This is a genomic window from Devosia sp. (assembly GCF_034675085.1).
Taxonomy (GTDB): Bacteria; Pseudomonadota; Alphaproteobacteria; order Rhizobiales; family Devosiaceae; genus Devosia.
In genome coordinates, this window is the sequence record NZ_JAUCDN010000434.1 from 1 (window position 1) to 2,152 (window position 2,152).

Consider the following 2,152-nt stretch of genomic DNA (forward strand, 5'->3'; position numbering starts at 1 on the left):
GCGGCGGGCACGATGTCGGACAGCGCCTTGGCCCCCTGGCTGCCCCCGAAGATCACCAGCCGGATGGGGCCGCCCGGATCGAGCGCCGGATAGGGTGTGCCCGAAACGGCGCGCACCCGGTCGCGCACAGGATTGCCGGTCAGCACCGTCTCGATGCGCGTTGCATCGGCAAAGCGCGTTTCGGCAAAGCTCATGGCCAACAGGTCGGCAAAACGTGCCAGCGCCCGGTTGGCCCGGCCCATCACCGCGTTCTGCTCGTGCAAAATGCCGGGAATGCCCAGCAGATGGGCGGCAAGGAAGGGCGGAAAGGTGGGATAGCCGCCAAAGCCGATGACGCAGGCCGGCCGGTTCCGCCGCAACTGGCCCAGCGCCACCCCGAGGCCGCGCAATATGGTGAAGCCGGCCAAAACGAAGCGGACCGGATTGCGGATGGAGGGCGTGGCCGAGGGCACGATATGGACCTGGCTGGCCGGAAAATCGGCGCCATAGCTTTCGACGCGATGGTCGGTCATCAATTCGACGCGGTGCCCGCGCCGCACCAGTTCCTGCGCCAGCGCCATGGCCGGAAACAGATGACCGCCGGTGCCGCCGGCCATGAGGGTGAAGGTCTTCATTCGGCGGGCGCCAGGGGTGCGACGGCGCTTTTATAGCTGGGCAGGCCGGTGGCCATGCGCTCTTCGGGCTTGGTGCGGGTGAAGGCCAGCATCAGCCCCATGCCGAAGGCGATGGCGATCATCGAGGTGCCACCATAAGAGACGAACGGCAGCGTCATGCCCTTGGGCGGGATCAGGTTGAGGTTCACGGCCAGGTTGATGCCCGATTGCATGGCGAACTGGATGGCCAGCGTCGAGGCCGCCAGCCGCGAGAACAGGCTGGTCTGTCTTTGTGCCCCAAACATGGCGCGAATGACGATGAAGGCGATGAGCGCGACGAGAACGAGGCAAAACAGGATGCCGAACTCGCCCGCCGCCGCCGAGAACACATAGTCGGCATGAGCGTCGGGAATGAGCTTCTTGGCGATGGATTCGCCCGGCCCCCGCCCGAACCATCCCCCCTCCATCAGCGACTGGAGGGCGCGGTCGATCTGGTAGGTATTGCCGCCCCCATCGGGGTTGAGGAAGGTGTCGATGCGGCGCGAAACGTGGGGGAAGAAGATATAGGCGCCGAACAGCAGCGCCGCCGCCGCCCCGGCCAGCCCGAAAATGATGAACCAGGAAATGCCGGCCAGGAACAGCAGCACCGCCCAGGTGGCCACCACCAGCGCCGTCTGGCCGATATCGGGCTGGAGCAGCAGCCCCCCCACAATGGCCAGCATGATGAGGGAGGCCAGGATCTTGCCCGGCACGTTGCGGTGGATCATCGATTCGGAAAACAGCCACGCCCCGAGCACGGCAAAGGCGGGCTTGACGAATTCGGAGGGCTGGATGGACTGGCCGGCAAAGGAAATCCAGCGCCGCGCGCCCTTGACCTCGGTGCCGAAGCGCAGCGTCGCCCAGAGCAGGACCAGGCTCACCACCAGCGTGGCCAGCGCGGCGAAGCGCGCCTGGCGATGATTGAGCAGCGAAGTGCCGATCAGCACCGGCAGCGCAGCCACACAGAACAGGGCATGGCGGATGATGAAAAACCAGGGCGAAAGCCCGATGCGCTCGGCCACCGGGGGGCTGGCGGCAAAGCTGAGCACCATGCCGCAGGTCATGAGCAGGATCAGCGCCCCCAGCAATTCCCGATCGATCGACCACCACCACTCCGCCAGGGGCGTTTTTTCGGCACGGGAGAACATCATGGGAAAAGCCGGCTACTCGATACAAACTGAATCAAGTTGTAGCAGGCGTTTGGTTACCGATTTGCCAATGGCTTTCGCGTTTTGCGAAACGGGGTTTGGGGATGTGGCCCCACCCCCTCCCGGCCTCCCCCATCAAGGGGGAGGTGGAACTTTGTGGCTTTGGCAAAATCTTGCCCACCCACCAGCCCCGCACCTCCCCCTTGATGGGGGAGGATGGGAGGGGGTGACCTCACAAATCCCTCAGCGCAGCTTGAGGCTCGACAGCCCGATCAGCGCCAGCACGAAGGAGATGATCCAGAAGCGGATGACGACCTGGCTCTCGGTCCAGCCCAGATGCTCGAAATGGTGGTGGATGGGCGCCATGCGGAA

The 2,152-nt window shown here is 65.0% G+C and carries 2 protein-coding genes and 1 pseudogene; all 3 read right to left on the reverse strand.

Features of this window, described 5'->3' with window-relative positions; genetic code table 11:
• A partial coding sequence (locus VDP82_RS17390) for a glycosyltransferase (protein WP_323016078.1) occupies positions 1-614 on the reverse strand: 614 nt, incomplete at its 3' end.
• A complete protein-coding gene (locus VDP82_RS17395; protein WP_323016079.1) occupies positions 611-1,780 on the reverse strand; it encodes a putative peptidoglycan glycosyltransferase FtsW in 1,170 nt (389 codons plus the stop codon). The genes VDP82_RS17390 and VDP82_RS17395, both read right to left, overlap by 4 nt.
• A 243-nt stretch (positions 1,781-2,023) precedes the next feature.
• A pseudogene (gene mraY / locus VDP82_RS17400) lies at positions 2,024-2,152 on the reverse strand (phospho-N-acetylmuramoyl-pentapeptide-transferase); the annotation flags it as partial.